The following is a 16021-nucleotide window of genomic DNA, read 5'->3' on the forward strand; positions in this document are numbered from 1 at the left end:
GCCCCGGGCGGCTCAGGGCACCTCGGCCTTGTCGGCGAGGTGCCCGCCGACGAAGCAGAGCCGGTACACGGGGATCGCGGCGAGCATCGTCGACCGGTAGTACCGGCACTCGTCCATGCCGGCCGGCTCGGGCGGGGCCGCCTGCGGCGCGGAGTCGAGCGGGTGCTCGGGCCAGTCGTCGGTGGTCTCGTCCAGCTCCGCGAGCGTCTGGCCGATCCTGATCTTCGCGTAGGCCGCCGGCTCCAGGTACGACTGCGCCTGCGTCCACAGGGCGACCCCGGCCATCAGCGTGCCGAGGGCGGCGAGCAGGGCGAGCGGGACCCAGATCGCCCGGGCGAGCCCCTTGCGCACCTCGCGGCGGGCCCGGTCGAGTTCTCGGGCGGACGTGGGTGCGGCGGGCAGCGGGGCGGGGGCCTTGCGGGGCAGGACGGCCGTCAGGGCGAAGCCGCCGTCCCCGGTGGTCCGGTGGGTGAGGGTGCCGCCCGCGAGGCGGACCCGCTCGTCGAGCCCGACGAGCCCCCGTCCGCCGGATCCGGACCCGGCCGGGCCCGCTCCACCGGGCCCCGCTGCGGACCCGCCGCGGGGCCCGTCCGTCCCGGGGCCGCTGACCACCTCGACCCGTACGTCCGCCGCCTCCGGGGCGACGGTGACCGTGACGGCCGCGCCCGGCGCGTGCTTGGCCGCGTTGGTGAGGCCCTCCTGCACGACCCGGTGCAGGGCGAGCCCCGACATTCCCGGCAGGGTGGGCACGGGCGTCGTGGCGAGGGTGACGGCGAGACCCGACGACCGGGCCCGGGCGACCAGTTCCTCGACCGTCTCGCCGGGCGGGCTGGTCGGCGCGGCGGCGTCGTCCTCGCGCAGGACGCCGATGATGTCCCGCAGCCGGCCCGTCGCCTCCGCCGCCGCGCGGCGCAGTTCGCCCGCCGCCCGCTGCTGCTCGGGGCCGAGCTCGGGGGAGACCTCCAGGGCGCCCGCGCGGATCGCGATCAGGGCCAGGTCGTGGCCGAGGGAGTCGTGCATGTCGCCGGCGATCCGGGAGCGTTCCCGCAGCCGCTCCCGGTCGGCGACCGCCGCCTGTTCGCGTTCCATCCGGTCCGCGAGCTCCCAGCCGCTCCGCACGAGCCGGTCGTACTGGCGGACGTACCGGCCGATCAGCCAGGGCGCGACGACGGCGAGCGCGAGGACGAGCAGCAGCGTGAACCACTGCCCGAGCGAGGTGCCGGTGACGGAGGTCAGGACGAGCCCGGCCACCGCGATTGCGCCGAACAGCCAGAGCGCCGCCCGGGTGTGCTCCTGGCGCCGCCCCGCGAGGTAGCCGAAGGCGACGAGCGCCAGGCTGTACGAGGGGGTGAACAGCTCCAGGGTGGCCGGCAGGCTCGCCGCGACCGTGACCGCGAGCGACACCAGCGGCCATCGGCGGCTGACGGCGACGCAGCCGGCGAGGACCAGCAGGCCGGCGGCGACCCGCGGCCAGCTGCCCCCGTCGTTGGGGTCCGACTTCAGCAGTACGGGGACGCCGAGCAGCATCCACAGCAGGAGGTCGAAGAGACGCTCGCGGAGCGGCTCGCGCGGGGCGTCACGCATCGGGGACCAGTCCGGCCTCGTACGCGAGGACCGCGAGCTGGACCCGGTTGCGCAGGCCGAGCCGGGCGAGGACGGCGCTCACATGTGCTTTGACGGTGCCCTCGACGACGTACATGCGGTCCGCGATCTCCTGGTTGGAGAGCCCGGCGGCGAGCAGGGCGACGACCTCCCGCTCGCGTCCGGTGAGCGGTTCGAGGCGGGTGCGCGCCCGGGCGGCGCGGGTGAACCGCTCGCCGCCGAGGGTGTCGATGACCCGTCGGGCGACGGTGGGGGAGAGGGCGGCGCCGCCCCCGGCGACGGCCCGGACCCCGGCGATGAGTTCGCGCGGGTCCCCGGACTTGAGCAGGAAGCCGCTGACGCCGCTGCCGAGCGCGCGGGCGACGAACGCGTCCTCGGAGAAGGTGGTGAGCATGACGACGGCGGTGTCCGGCACGGCCGCGCGCAGCTCCTCGGCGGCGCCGAGTCCGTCGAGGCGGGGCATCCGGATGTCCAGGAGGACGACGTCGGGCCGGTGTTCGCGGGCGAGTGCGACGGCCTCGTGGCCGTCACCGGCCTCGGCGACCACCTCGATCCCGGGGTCGGTGGCGAGGATGGCCCGTACCCCGGCCCTGATCATCGTCTCGTCGTCGGCCAGCAGCACCTTGATCATGCCGACCAGCCTAGGCGCAGGCTCCGAAGCGTGGGTGAAATCCCTTTTCCCGGCTCGGTCGATTTCTCGTGCACGGGGAATTCAGTTTCTTTTCCAAGTTTCTCTCGGCAGCTTTTTCCATGGCCGCGAAGTGCCCGCTGAACTGGGGGTTTTGTGCCAGCTGGGCGATTCATCCTGGTCTGTAGGCAAAGATCAACTCGGTTTTTCGTGCTGCTAGCCTGACCCGGATTTTGCACAGCCATTAATCAAGGGGTGGGTGTTGAAGTACAGAAAGTGGAGAGGACTGTCGGCCGCGTTGGCCGCAGTGCTCCTCGGCGGCGTACTGCCGACGGTGGCCGTCGCGGCGGAGGGGGGACCGTCGCTGCCGGAGGTACGGCAGCCGAAGGCCGTCCCCGTGACGGAGATGCGGTCGGGCGGCGAGAAGCGGCCCGACGCCGCCGCCCGCCGGTACACGCCCAAGGCCGCCTGGCCCGCGGCGGGAACCGGTTCGGTCTCGATGGCCCGCGGAGGCCGGGCGGGCGACCTTCCCGTCCGTCTGGAGGCCGTCGTCCCCCGGGCGACCGCCAGGGCCGCGGGCGCGGACACGACCACCGCCCGTTCCGCGAGCGGAGACGTCCGGGTGACCCTCGGCGACCGCACGGCCGCCCGCAGGGCGGGCGTCGACGGCATCGTGCTCTCCGTCGCCCGCACCGGTCACACCGCGGCCGCCGCCGACCCGGCACGGATCGAGGTCGACTACAACGCCTTCCGCGGCGCCTACGGCGGCGACTGGGCCGCACGGCTCCGCCTGGTGGAACTGCCGGCCTGCGCCCTGACCACGCCCGAGAAGCCGGGCTGCGCGACGCGGAAGCCGCTGAAGACGGAGAACGACCCGCGGACCGGCAGCCTGTCCGCCGTCGTCTCCCTCGGCGCGGCCCCCATGGTCCTGGCGGCGACGGCCGGCGACGAGGGCCCGACCGGCACGTTCAAGGCGACGTCCCTGCAGCCCTCCGGTTCCTGGAGCGCGGGCGGATCGACCGGCGCCTTCACCTGGACCTACCCGATCGAGGTCCCGGGCGTCCCGGGCGGCACCGCTCCCAGCATCAGCCTGGACTACAACTCCCAGTCGGTCGACGGCCGGACGGGAGCCACCAACTCCCAGGCGTCCTGGATCGGCGACGGCTGGAACTGGGAGCCGGGCTTCATCGAGCGCAAGTACACCTCGTGTGAGGACGACAAGACCGGCGGGACGAACACCACCAAGGTGGGCGACCTGTGCTGGTTCAACGACAACGCGACGATGTCGCTGGGCGGCCGCACCACCGAACTCGTCTACGAGAAGGACAAGGGCTGGCACGCGCAGGGCGACGCCGGTGAAGCGGTCGAGAAGCTGACCGGCGCCGCCAACGGCGACGAGGGCACCGACGGCGTCGACGGCAAGGGCGAGCACTGGAAGGTCACCGGCACCGACGGCACCCAGTACTTCTTCGGCCGGAACCGGCTGCCCGGCTGGACCGACGGCGGCACCATCACGCCCGACGACGACAGCCCGGTGACCAACTCCACCTGGACGGTCCCGGTCTTCGGCAACCAGGCGGGCGAGCCCTGCCACGCCGCCGCCTTCGCCGACGCCTCCTGCAAGCAGGCCTGGCGCTGGCAGCTCGACTACGTGGTCGACCCGCGCGGCAACGCGATGGCGTACTACTGGAAGACCGAGGGCAACAACTACGGCCGCAACGTCTCCGAGACCACCGGCAAGGCCACCGTCACCCCCTACATCCGCGGCGGCTGGCTGGACCGGATCGACTACGGCCTGCGCGACGACGCCGTCTACACCGGCAAGCCCATGGGCCGCGTGCAGTTCGGCGTCGACGAGCGCTGCACCACCGGCTGCGGCACCTTCGACGAGACGAACGCCAAGAACTGGCCCGACGTCCCCTACGACCTGTACTGCAAGGACGGGGCGACCGAGTGCAAGGACCAGTACTCCCCGAGCTTCTGGTCCCGCAAGCGCCTGACCTCCATCACCACCAAGCTGCTGACCGGCGGGGTGTACAAGGACGTCGACACCTGGACCCTCGACCAGAACTTCCCGCCCTCCGGCGACGGCATCTCCACGCCGATGTGGCTGAAGTCCATCCAGCACACCGGCAAGGCCGGCGGCACCCTCGGCCTGCCGGCCGTGACCTTCACCGGTGAGCAGAAGGCCAACCGCGTCGACCGGACGGGCGACGGCCTCGCGCCCTACATCCGGCTGCGCATGTCGCAGATCAACACCGAGACCGGCGGCACCATCGGGGTCTACTACTCCCCGCAGGACTGCGCCCCGACGAGTCTCCCGCAGCCGGACGCGACCAACACCACCCGCTGCTACCCCGTCAAATGGGCCTGGGAGGGCGACACCGCCCAGCTCGACTGGTTCAACTCGTACGTCGTCACCCAGGTCGTCGAGGGCGACAACCTGGTCGAGTCCCCGGACCAGGTGACCTCGTACAGCTACCTCGGCGGAGCCGCCTACGCCAAGAGCGAGGACGAGTTCACCAAGGCCGAGGACCGGGTGCACTCCGTTCCCCGCGGTTACGAGCGGGTCCAGACCCGTACCGGCGCCGCCGACGACCCGCGCACCCTGACCGAGACCCGCTACTTCCGCGGCCGCGACGGCCAGGTGGTCAAGGACTCCTTCAACGACTCCGTCACCGACCGCCCCGAGTTCGCGGGCATGGTCCGGCAGAGCCTGACCTACAACGGCGACGACACGTCGAAGCTCGTCTCGTCCACCTCGTACACCCCGTGGCGCTCCGCCGCGGTCGCCACCCGCCTCCGGCCCGGTCTGCCGGCGCTGGTGTCGTACAAGACCGGGGTCGAGAAGGAGACCACCCGCACGACCGTCACCGGCGGCACCCGCACCACCGAGCGGACCAGCGACTTCGACGCGTACGGCATGGTCAGCACCGAGTCGTACACCGGTGACGTCGACGTCACCGGCGACGAGCAGTGCACGACGACGAGCTACGCCCGCAACACCGCGAAGCACATCCTGGACGCGGTCAGCCGCGTCGAGAGCGTCTCCGTCCTCTGCGGCGGCACGGTCAGCCGCCCGGGCGACATCATCGACGACGTCCGCAACTACTACGACCACGGCGCCTTCGGCACGGTCCCGGGCTCCGGTCTGCTCACCCGCACCGAGAAGATCAACGGCAAGGGTGACGGCTACGAGGTCCAGTCCTCCATCCCGAAGGACTGCGGGACGAACAAGGACCAGTCCTGCGCCGACGTCTACGGCCGGTCCCTGTCCGTCGCGGACCCGTTCGGCAAGGTGACCACCACGGCCTTCACGCCGGCCGCCGGCGAGACGCCCACCAGCATGGTCGCGACGAACCCGCTCGGTCACACCACCACCACCGTCTACGACCCGCTGCGCAGCCAGCCGACCCAGGTCACCGACGCCAACAACAAGGTGACGACCACCGCGTACGACCCGCTGGGCCGCGTCACCAAGGTGTGGCAGCCGACCCGCTCGGCGGTCACCTACCCCGACTCGCCGAGCTACGCCTTCGACTACCTGGTCCGCAAGGACGGGCCGATCGTCACCACGACGAAGGTCCTCGCGCACGACTCGACCTACCGCGAGGCGTACGCCTTCCAGGACGGCCTGCTGCGCGAACGGCAGACCCAGGAGCCGTCGCCGGACGGCGCCGGCCGGCTCGTGACCGAGAAGTTCTACGACACCCGCGGCCAGGTCTGGCGCGACTCCGGCCGGTTCTTCGCGACCGGCGCGGCCGAGCCCGCCCTCGTCACCGGCCAGGACCTGAACTACCCGTCGTCCACGGACACCGAGTACGACGGCGCCGGCCGGGTCACCGCCGTGATCTCGAAGCGCTTCGGTGACGAGACCAAGCGCACCACCACCCTCCACAACGGCGACAGCACCACGGTGATCCCGCCGCAGGGCGGCACCGCCACCACCAAGGTCGTCGACGGCATCGGACGCCCCACCGCCCTCGTCTCCTACACCACGGCGGACCGCACCGCGTCGCAGACCACCCGGTACACCTACGACAAGCAGGGCCGGCTGAGCGGGGTCACCGACGCCGCCGGCGCGACATGGACGTTCAAGTACGACGTCCGCGGCCGCGAGACCGAGGTCAAGGACCCCGACAAGGGCACCTCCACGTTCGCCTACGACGCCGCGAACCGCGTCACCGACGTGACCGACGTCGGCCGCGGGACCACCCTGCACACCGACTTCGACGCGCTCGGCCGCAAGACCGCCGTCACGAAGGGCACGACCAAGCTCGCCGAGTGGACCTACGACACGGCCACCAACGGCAAGGGCCAGCCCGCCAAGTCGATCCGCTGGGTGAACGGCCAGGCGTACGAGTCCGCCACCACCGCCTACAACCCCCTCTACCAGCCGGTCCTCCAGCAGGTGACCGTCCCGTCCGTCACGGGCCAGACGGCGCTCGCGGGCACGTACAAGTGGACCAACTCGTACAACGCCAACACCGGTCAGGTGATGTACGTGATGCAGCCCGCCGCCGGCGGGCTGCCCGCGGAGAAGGTGGCCAACTCCTACACGGCGGGCGCCGGACTGCTGAACACCGTCGGTGCCGGCAGCGACCAGATCATCTCCGCGAACACCTACGACCACTACGGCCGGAACGTCAAGCAGGAGTACGGGGCCTTCGGCCAGCACCTGTGGGTGTCCAAGCAGTACGACGAGCACACCGGCCAGGTCACCCGCTCCTACCTGGACCGCGAGGTGGCGCCGCAGCGCGTCGAGGACGTCAGGTACGCCTACGACCCGGCCGGCAACATCACCTCCATCGCCTCGGCCTTCGGCCAGGACGCGGGACGCACCACCGACACCCAGTGCTTCCGCACGGACGCCCTGAGCCGGATCACCGAGGCCTGGACCAACACCGGTGAGGCCTGCGCCGCGGCCCCCTCGGCCACGGTGGTGGGCGGTCAGGACGCCTACTGGACGTCGTACACCTACGACGCCGTCGGCAACCGCAAGACCGAGACCGACCACAAGACGGCCTCCGGCCCCACCGCGGACACCCTCCGCACCTACGCCGCCCCGGCCGCCGGCAAGCACAACCTGCCCAAGGTCACCCAGACCGGCACCGACCCCCACGAGGAGCTGTTCACCTACGACGCCTCGGGCAACACCGAGACCCGCAAGGTCGGCGCGGCCGCGCAGCAGACCCTGGTCTGGAACGACGAGGGCCGGCTCGCGTCGGTCGTCCAGGGCACCAAGACCAGCAGCTACGTCTACGACACCGAGGGCAACCGGCTGCTCCGCACGGACTCGACCGGCACCACGCTCTACCTGCCCGGCGGCAACGAGCTCAAGCTCGACAAGACGACCGGCACCGTCACCGGAACCCGCTACTACAGCGTGGGCGGCCAGGCCGTCGCCCTGCGCACCGGCGGCAAGCTGACGTTCCTCTTCAACGACCACCACGGCACCGGCTCCACCCAGGTGACGGCCGACGCGGTCCAGACGGTGGTCCGGCGCAAGACCGGCCTCTTCGGCGAGACCCGCGGCGCCCAGCCGGCGACCTGGCGCGGCGACAAGGGCTTCGTCGGCGGCACCAAGGACGCGGACACCGGTCTGACGCACCTCGGAGCCCGCGAGTACGACCCGGCCATCGGCCGCTTCGTCTCGGTCGACCCGGTCATGGACGTGGCGGACCCGCAGCAGACGCACGGGTACACGTACTCCAACAACAACCCGGTCTCCCTGTCGGACCCGAGCGGTCTCAAGCCGGACGACTGCCTCTTCGTCGACTGCAAGCTCACGAGCGGCGGCTGGGAGGTCAGCGACAAGCCCAAGGGTCACGGCAACTCACCGGCCCCGAAGACGACCACCCACCAGGACGCGGACTCCAAGGAGCGCGTCAGGACGACCAACACGCAGCGGGCCAAGAAGCAGCGCAAGGCCCGGCTCGAGCAGATCATGGACGAGCACAAGTTCGAGATCGGCAAGTACATCGAGGGGATCGACGACGCCAACAAGCTGGCCTGCCGGATGACGCCGGGCCCCGAGCGGGCGGGTTGCAACTTCAACCGGTACGCGAACCTCTACGGCGTCAAGCTCTTCGGCATCGAGTACAAGGGCCTGGAGGGCATGGTCGAGGAGGCGCTCGAGCGCATCGACGAGTCCGCCCTGTCGGGGAACAAGCCCGACGAGTTCGGATTCGAAGACGAGGAGTTCGAGATCGCGTTCATGCTGGCGATGGAAGGACGCTCGGTCGTCGCGCGCAGCTCGGACACCGGTGCTCCCGGGTCCCTCGGCGACAAGAAGAGCTTCGACGCCTGGGTGGACGGGGTCCGCACCGAGTTCAAGGAACAGGACAGCGACCAGCCGAAGCGGATCGCCCGGGAGATCCGCAGCGCGGACGAACAAGGAGCCGACGCCGTGATCATCCGTCTGCCGGAAGGGAACGAGAAGCTCGCCCGTGCGGCCATCGCGAGTGCCAAGAAGACGGCCTTCACCTCGAAGACCCCCTTGCGACTGAACAGCATCCGGTTCGTCGGCGACGGATGGGGCTTCACCGAGCACCTCCCGTAGCATCGAGCGACATTCCGAGGGAGACAGATGACGAACAAGGACCGGCTCGCGGAGATCCTGCGCTCCGCCGGGCTCGCCACCCCCGACACCGAAGCCGGAACCGAGGACGCGGTCACGCGTGCCGGTTCGCGGGTGCTGGGGATCCGGATCACCGGAGACGGTGCCGTGGACGCGTGGCGACGCCTGCTGGCCCTGCGGGACGGCACCGGCTTCCATCCCGTGCTGTCCCCGCTGTCTCCCTCGGCCTGGCTCGACCGCGCGCCCGACGAGGAGGAGCCCTTCGACGACCGGGCCATCACGGCTCCCCGTGAGCTCGTCGCCGAGATCCGGGACGCCGCCCTCGCGGACCACCTCAAGGGCGCGGGGGACGAGTCGGAGGCGGACGAATGGCGGGACGAGTTCGACCCGGAGCGCCTGGCTCCGTCCGTTTCGCCCGTCCCCAAGGCGTCCGATCCGTGGAGCGACTTCAGACCGTCCTGGCTGTGCCTGGTGGAGACCTCCAGGGGCTTTCACGTGCCGGGTCTGCTGCCCGACCGTGCCCGGGGCCGGAACTGGGACCACGGGCCGGGCGGCCGGCCGATGCTCGGGTCGGACCACGTGGCGTTCCTGCACACCTGGTACGACCGCTTCGGGGCGGAGCTGCTCTACCTGTCCGGTTCCCTCGTGATCCTCGATGTCGCACGGCCGCCCCAGGAACCGCTGGCGGTGGCCGAAGCCGCGATCGAACAGTACGTGTACGCCCCCGACGAAACCGACGCCCCTCAGTTGGCGAACCGTCAGGTTCGTGGAGGGACATGGCGCTTCTGGTGGGACTGAGCGGCCGGTCCGCGTAAGCGGGAGTGAAAAGGGGCGGGCGCCCGGAGGGAGTGATCCCTCCGGGCGCCCGTCGTTCTGTGCGGGGTGCTGCCTCCCGGCTTACGGGAAGGTCAGCTTGAAGTTGTTGATGTAGCCGGTGTCGGCGCCGGCCTTGTCCTGGACGCGGAGCTTCCAGGCGCCGTTGGCGACCTCGGAGGAGGCGTTCACGGTGAAGGTCTGGACGATGTTGTCGGCGCTGCCGCCGGACCGGTTGGACAGGCTGTAGGCCGTGCCGTCCGGGGCGACGAGGTCGACGACGAGGTCACCGCGGTAGGTGTGGACGATGTCCACGTCGACCTTGAGGGCGGAGGGCGCGTTGCCCGCGATGCCGGTGACGTTGACCGTCGAGGTCACCGCGGCTCCGGGGGAGTCCGGGATGGCGACGTCGGTGGAGTTCTCGAAGACCTTGCCCGGCTGCGGCTCGCCGCCGCCGGGGCGGGTGCCGACGTTGATGGCGGCCCAGGCGTGCTGGACGGCCAGCGTCTCGGGGCTGTTGGCGCCGTACAGCTCGGTGGCCACGGCGACGGTGCCCGTGCGGGCTCCGGCGTAGTTGGTGTTGGAGCCGAACTTGGTGGTGAGCGCCTTGAACCAGATCAGCGAGGCCTTGTCCCGGCCGATGCCGGTGACGGGCAGGCCGTCGGAGGTCGGCGAGTCGTAGTTGACGCCGTTGACGGTCTTGGCACCGCTGCCCTCGGAGAGCAGGTAGTACCAGTGGTTCGCCGGGCCGGAGGAGTAGTGGACGTCGATGCCGCCGAGGCCCGAGTACCACGCGTCCTTGGACGAGCCGTCCTTGCTGGGCTTGTCCATGTAGCGCAGCGGGGTGCCGTTGCCGCGGATGTCGATCTTCTCGCCGACGAGGTAGTCGCCCTTGTCCTGGGCGTTGTTGGCGTAGAACTCGACGGCCGCCGCGAAGATGTCCGAGGTGGCTTCGTTGAGGCCGCCGGACTCGCCGCTGTAGACCAGGCCGGCGGTGTTGGAGGTGACGCCGTGCGTCATCTCGTGCGCGGCCACGTCGATGGAGGTCAGCGGCTTGGTGTTGCCGGACCCGTCGCCGTAGGTCATGCAGAAGCAGGAGTCGGACCAGAAGGCGTTGACGTACGCGTTGCCGTAGTGGACCCGGGAGTACGCGCCGACGCCGTCACCGCGGATGCCGGAGCGGCCGTGCACGTTCTTGTAGTAGTCCCAGGTGAGCGCGGCACCGTAGTGCGCGTCGGCGCCGGCGGTCTCCTTGTTGGAGGGGAGGCCGTTGCCCCAGGTGTCGGTGGTGTTGCTGAACAGCGTGCCGGTGCCGGACGTACCGCCGTTGAGGTTGTACGTCTTGTGGTTGCCGCGGCCGGTGTCCGTCAGGGTGTACGACGGGGCGGTGCCGAGGGTGACCTGGCCGCTGTACATCGTGTTGCCGACGCCGGTCTCGATGGCCTGCCACTCGAAGAGCTTCGCGCCGGTCTTGGCGTCAGTCACGACGTGCAGCTCGTTCGGGGTGCCGTCGTGCTGGAGGCCGCCGACGACGGTCTCGTACGCGAGGACGGGGGCGCCGTTGGCGGCCCAGACGACCTTGCGGGGGGCGCGGGAGGCCTTGGCCTTGTCGGAGCCGTCCGCCTGGGCGAGGCCGACGGCCTGCTTCTCGGCGGCGGCCGGCGCCAGGGTGGCGGCGGTGTCGATGTTCTTGAGCTCGGCGCGGGTGGACTTGGTGACACCCGTCGTCGCGCCGGCCTTCGTCTCGGCGACGATCAGGTCGCCACCGAGGACGGGCAGTCCGGCGTAGGTGCGCTCGTAGCGCGTGTGGGTCGTGCCGTCGCGGTCCTGCACGACGTCACGGACGACCAGCTTCTCCTGGGCGCCGAGGCCGAGGGACTTGGCCGTGGCGGCCTTGTCGGCGTCGGCCGCCTTGATGAGCGCGGTGCGCTCGGCGGGGGTGAGGTCGGCCGGGAGCTTGCCGGGGTTCGCCGACGTGCCCTGCTGGGCCTTGGGGGCGATGCTCCAGGGGGCGTCTGCCGCGGTGGCGGCACCCGTCTGGACGCTCACGGCGAGCATGGCGGCGGCAGCGATCAGAGCGCCGGTCGCGGTGGCGCGACGGCTGGGCGTGGATCTCACGCAGACTCCTTCTTGCGAGGGGGGTACCGGCGGACTGGGTGAGGTCCGGCCGGGCGGAGCAAGCAGAGCTGTGGAGCACGTACAGGTGACGCGGAACTCGTTCGGGTGAAGCGCCGAACGGTGTTGCGAAGACGGGGAGAGAGTGACAGGAATGACGGGGACCTGTCAGGAGTGCGTCGACAAGTTGGCCGGAAATCGTTCGCTGCTCGTAAGGCCATGTTCGTTAACCGGACGTTTCATCGATCAAGGTCGCGATGCCGTCCGGTGTTCTCCCGAGCCCGGATGCGGAGACCGTCCGCGGATCGAGACCGCAGGCGCCGCCGCTCGTGACCGAGGCCGGCCCGGGTGCGGGGCCGCCGATGGGATCGAGTCGCAGCGTGGCTCGTTCTGTTCGCTCCGCCCGCCGCCGGAGATGCCTCGATCGGGTGGGCGGGCGGTACGGGGGAGGGCGCGCGCACGGCGGTGGCGGGACCGGGGACGGGGCGCGCTCGCCGACGGCGAGACGCGCCCCCGCGAGGGTCCTCAGCCCACCAGGCTCTCCCGCCACGCCCGGTGCAGGCCCGCGTAGCGGCCGTCGCCGGTGACGAGTTCCGACGGGGTGCCGTCCTCCACGATCCGGCCCGACTCCATCACCAGGACCCGGTCCGCGACCTCGACCGTGGACAGGCGGTGGGCGATCACCACCGCCGTACGGCCCGCCAGGACCGTGTCCATCGCACGCTGCACCGCCCGCTCGCCCGGCACGTCCAGGGAACTGGTGGCCTCGTCGAGGATCAGCACCGCCGGGTCGGCGAGCAGCGCCCGCGCGAAGGCCACCAGCTGGCGCTGGCCGGCCGAGATGCGGCCGCCGCGCTTGCGCACGTCGGTGTCGTAGCCGTCCGGGAGACCGCTGATGAACTCGTGCGCCCCGATGGCGCGGGCCGCCTCCTCGATCTGCGCGCGGGTCGCGTCCGGGCGCCCGATCGCGATGTTCTCGGCGACCGTCCCCGAGAAGAGGAACGCCTCCTGCGTCACCATGACGACACCCCGCCGGAGTTCGGGCGTGGCGAGGTCACGCAGGTCCACGCCGTCGAGCCGCACCGCGCCGTCCGTGGGGTCGTAGAAGCGGGCGAGAAGCTTCGCGAGCGTCGACTTGCCCGCGCCCGTCGCCCCCACCACCGCGACCGTCTGGCCGGCCGGGATCGTCAGGTCGAAGCGGGGCAGGACCTCGCCGCCCGTGCGGTAGGCGAACCGCACGCCGTCGAAGACGACCTCGCGGCCCGGGGAGCCCGCCCGGGCGGGGAGCTCGGCGGGCGTCGCCGTCTCCGGGACCCCCGGCTCCTGGGCGAGCAGGCCCGCGATCTTGGTGAGGGACGCGGCGGCCGACTCGTACGAGTTGAGGAACATGCCCAGCCGGTCGATCGGGTCGTACAGGCGCCGCATGTACAGCACCGCGGCCGCCAGGACGCCCAGTTCGAGGGAGCCCGCGGCCACCCGGTAGGCGCCCCACAGGCACATGCCGGCGACCGCGGTGTTCGCGACGAGCCGTGAGCCGACCACATAGCGGGCCATCTCCAGGAGCGCGTCGCCGTTGCTGCGCTCGTGCCGGTGGTTGAGCACCGCGAACTCGGCCTCGTTGACCCGCTCCCGGCGGAACGCCCGGACCGGCCGGATGCCGTTCATCGTCTCCGCGAACTTCACGATCACGCCCGCGATCGCCGTGGACCGCTCGGCGTACACCCGTCCCGCGCGCCGCTGGTAGACCCGCACCAGGAGGTACAGCGGGAGGAAGGACGCGACCGCCACCGCCCCGATGCCCAGGTCGAGCCAGACGAGGATCACCGAGATCGAGACGAAGGAGAGCACCACGCCGATCAGTTCCTGGAGGCCCTCGGAGAGCAGCTCGCGGAGCGATTCGACGTCGGTGGTCGAGCGGGAGATCAGCCGGCCCGAGGTGTAGCGCTCGTGGAAGTCGACGCTCAGGACCTGGGCGTGCCGGAAGATCCGGCCGCGCAGGTCCAGCAGCACGTCCTGGTTGACCCGGGCGGCCGCCCGCACGAAGACGTACTGGAGGAGGCCGGACAGCGCCGCGCAGAGCAGGTAGCCCACGCCGACCGCGACGACCGGACCGTGGTCCCCGGCGCGGAAGGCCGGGACGCCCCGGTCGATGGCGTACGCGACGAGCAGCGGGCCCGCCTGGACCGCGCCCTCCTTGACGAGCAGGACCAGCGCGGCGCACGCGACCCGGAAGCGGTGACCGGCGAGGAGCGAGCGCAGCAGCGCGCCCGTCGCCCCGCGCGGCGCCGGCAGGTCGTCCCGGTCGAAGGGGTCCCCCTCGGGGGCCGGACCGGCCGGCGCCTGCGGCTTCGTGAGCGTGGTGTTCGTCATCGGTCGCCCTCCCCGGTCTTCGCCTCGCCGGACATCAGCCAGGCGTACTCCTCGCTGGTGCGCAGCAGTTCCTGGTGCGTGCCCACGGCCGCGATCCGGCCCTCGGACAGCAGCGCCACCCGGTCGGCCAGCATCACCGTCGACGGGCGGTGCGCGACGACCAGCGCGGTCGTCTCCCGCAGCACCTCCCGCAGCGCCGCCTCCACGCGTGCCTCCGTGTGGACGTCGAGCGCGGAGAGCGGGTCGTCGAGGACCAGGAAGCGGGGGCGGCCGACGACGGCCCGTGCCAGGGCGAGCCGCTGGCGCTGCCCGCCGGACAGGCTCAGGCCCTGCTCGCCGACCTGGGTGCCGGAGCCCTCGGGCAGCCGGTCGACGAAGCCGTCCGCCTGCGCGACGCCCAGGGCGCGGCGCAGTTCCGGTTCGCCCGCCGTCCCGTCCGCGCCCATCAGGACGTTCTCCCCGACGCTTGCGGAGAAGAGCGTCGGTTCCTCGAAGGCCATGGACACCAGGGCCCGCAGCCGGTCCCGTTCCATCAGGGCGATGTCCTCGCCGTCCAGCAGGATGCGGCCGCCGGTCGCCTCGTGCAGGCGCGGGACGAGGGCGGTGAGCGTGGTCTTGCCGGAGCCCGTGCCGCCGACCAGGGCGAGGGTCTCGCCGGGGCGGATGTGCAGGTCGATGCCGTCGAGGACGGGCGGGGAGCCCGCCGGCGCGTCCGGGTAGCGGAAGGTCACGCCCTCGAACCGCACGCCGCCGGAGCCGCCGCCGGACGCGCCGCCGGAGCCGCCGCCGGACGCGCCGCCGGAGCCGCCGCCGGGCGGGGTGTCCGTGGTGCCGCCGGTGGCCGGGGCGGCCGGCTCCTCCTCGGCGTCCATCACCTCGAAGTACCGTTCCGTCGCGGTGGCGGCCTCCTGGCTCATCGCCAGCAGGAAGCCGATCGACTCCACCGGCCAGCGCAGCGCCAGCGCCGTCGACAGGAACGCGACGAGCGTGCCCGCCGACAGGTCCCCGTCCGCGACCTGCACGGTGCCGAGGACGAGCGCCGCGCCGATGGCCAGTTCCGGTACGACGGTGATGACCGCCCAGATCATCGCGAGTAGCCGGGCCTTGACCAGTTCCGTGCCGCGCAGCCGGCCGGCCAGCTCGCGGAAGGCCCGGGCCTGGCTGCGGTGGCGGCCGAAGCCCTTGACGATCCGGATGCCGAGGACGCTCTCCTCGACGACCGTCGTCAGGTCGCCGACCTGGTCCTGGGCGCGGCGGGCGACCAGCCCGTACCGGCCCTCGAAGACCGAGCAGACCACGACGAGCGGGATCACCGGGGTCAGCAGGACCAGCCCGAGCGACCAGTCCTGGGCCAGCAGCAGGACGTAACCCGCCAGGATCGTCACGGCGTTGACCAGCAGGAACGTCAGCGGGAAGGCCAGGAACATCCGGACCAGCATCAGATCGGTCGTGCCGCGCGAGAGCAGCTGCCCGGAGGCCCACCGGTCGTGGAAGGCGATCGGGAGGCGCTGCAGCCTGCCGTACAGGTCGGCCCGCATCCGCGCCTCGACCCCCGACAGCGGCCGCGCCACCAGCCAGCGCCGGTACCCGAAGAGCACCGCCTCCGCGATGCCGAGCAGCAGGAGGTAGAGCGCGCCCAGCCACACCCCGCCCGGGTCCCGGTCCGCGACGGGCCCGTCGACCAGCCACTTCAGTACGAGCGGGATGACCAGCGACAGACAGGAGGCGACGATCGCGACGAACGCGGCGGTGAACAGCCGCCCCCGCACCGGCCGCACGTACGGCCAGAGGCGGAGCAGCACCCGGACCGCGGAGCGGCCGTGAGGGTCGGGGGCGGCGGGGTCGTCGGGGCCGGGGGACTCGGGGGCGTCAGGTTTCTCGGGCATCAGGTCCGACCCTACGGTTCACCACTG

General features: G+C 71.8%; 7 protein-coding genes. 2 read left to right on the forward strand and 5 right to left on the reverse strand.

The window, feature by feature from the left end; all coding sequences use genetic code 11:
- Positions 1-12 precede the first annotated feature (12 nt).
- Together DEJ43_RS25590 and DEJ43_RS25595 are read right to left on the reverse strand one after the other, a co-directional pair.
- A complete protein-coding gene (locus DEJ43_RS25590) occupies positions 13-1584 on the reverse strand; it encodes a sensor histidine kinase (RefSeq protein WP_015036289.1) in 1572 nt (523 codons plus the stop codon).
- Positions 1577-2233, reverse strand: coding sequence for a response regulator (locus DEJ43_RS25595; RefSeq protein ID WP_015036290.1), 657 nt, complete (start codon positions 2231-2233; stop codon positions 1577-1579). Before DEJ43_RS25595 ends, DEJ43_RS25590 begins: the two co-directional genes overlap by 8 nt.
- 304 nt (positions 2234-2537) lie before the next feature.
- On the opposite strand from DEJ43_RS25595, the gene DEJ43_RS25600 reads away from it, so the two are divergent.
- Complete coding sequence (locus DEJ43_RS25600) at positions 2538-8792, forward strand: RHS repeat-associated core domain-containing protein (RefSeq protein WP_233448081.1); 6255 nt, start codon at positions 2538-2540, stop codon at positions 8790-8792.
- A 27-nt stretch (positions 8793-8819) separates the two neighbouring features.
- Complete coding sequence (locus DEJ43_RS25605) at positions 8820-9608, forward strand: DUF4253 domain-containing protein (RefSeq protein WP_015036292.1); 789 nt, start codon at positions 8820-8822, stop codon at positions 9606-9608.
- Positions 9609-9707: 99 nt separating this feature from the next.
- Here the strand turns inward: DEJ43_RS25605 and DEJ43_RS25610 are convergent, their stop codons facing one another.
- The 3 genes from DEJ43_RS25610 to DEJ43_RS25620 form a co-directional block, all read right to left on the reverse strand.
- Positions 9708-11741: a M4 family metallopeptidase gene (locus tag DEJ43_RS25610; RefSeq protein ID WP_041662883.1), complete on the reverse strand. Its 2034-nt coding sequence runs from the start codon at positions 11739-11741 to the stop codon at positions 9708-9710.
- Between the two features lie 522 nt (positions 11742-12263).
- Positions 12264-14108 carry an ABC transporter ATP-binding protein gene (locus DEJ43_RS25615; protein WP_071891501.1) on the reverse strand — a complete coding sequence of 615 codons (1845 nt, stop codon included), beginning with the start codon at positions 14106-14108 and terminating at the stop codon, positions 12264-12266.
- Complete coding sequence (locus DEJ43_RS25620; RefSeq protein ID WP_015036295.1) at positions 14105-15994, reverse strand: ABC transporter ATP-binding protein; 1890 nt, start codon at positions 15992-15994, stop codon at positions 14105-14107. Before DEJ43_RS25620 ends, DEJ43_RS25615 begins: the two co-directional genes overlap by 4 nt.
- Between the last annotated feature and the right edge of the window lie 27 nt (positions 15995-16021).

Origin of the sequence: Streptomyces venezuelae ATCC 10712 (assembly GCF_008639165.1) — a bacterium.
GTDB lineage: Bacteria > Actinomycetota > Actinomycetes > Streptomycetales > Streptomycetaceae > Streptomyces > Streptomyces venezuelae.

Bases quoted from the DNA above. Each gene is read 5' to 3' on its own strand.
- DEJ43_RS25590 (WP_015036289.1), bottom strand. From the start codon at position 1,584: ATGCGTGACGCCCCGCGCGAGCCGCTCCGCGAGCGTCTCTTCGACCTC.
- DEJ43_RS25595 (WP_015036290.1), bottom strand. From the start codon at position 2,233: ATGATCAAGGTGCTGCTGGCCGACGACGAGACGATGATCAGGGCCGGG.
- DEJ43_RS25605 (WP_015036292.1), top strand. From the start codon at position 8,820: ATGACGAACAAGGACCGGCTCGCGGAGATCCTGCGCTCCGCCGGGCTC.
- DEJ43_RS25615 (WP_071891501.1), bottom strand. From the start codon at position 14,108: ATGACGAACACCACGCTCACGAAGCCGCAGGCGCCGGCCGGTCCGGCC.
- DEJ43_RS25620 (WP_015036295.1), bottom strand. From the start codon at position 15,994: ATGCCCGAGAAACCTGACGCCCCCGAGTCCCCCGGCCCCGACGACCCC.